At 68.1% G+C, this 254-nt stretch carries 1 pseudogene; it reads right to left on the reverse strand.

Annotated features, from left to right (window positions below):
- Positions 1 to 254: pseudogene (locus ACEPPI_RS40965) on the reverse strand (sulfate ABC transporter substrate-binding protein); the annotation flags it as partial.

The following is a 254-nucleotide window of genomic DNA, read 5'->3' on the forward strand; positions in this document are numbered from 1 at the left end:
CGGGCTGCTCGATGAGCTTGGCCTTGACCGCCCAGTCGGACTCCGTCTTCAGCGTGCTCGCGAGCGGGTCGTCGGTGACGAGGATGGACTGCCACGCCGGGTCGATGACCTCGGCGTCGAGCGGCTTGCCGCTGTCCGCCGCGAGCTTGGCGTTGGCGGAGGCCTTGGCCTTGTCCGGGTTGGCGTTGATCCACTCGTTGGTCTTCACCGTGCCCTTGAGCACGGCCTCCACCACGTCGGCGTGCTCCTTGAGG

It is taken from the genome of Streptomyces sp. AB3(2024) (assembly GCF_041862025.1).
In the GTDB taxonomy this organism is placed as follows: domain Bacteria; phylum Actinomycetota; class Actinomycetes; order Streptomycetales; family Streptomycetaceae; genus Streptomyces.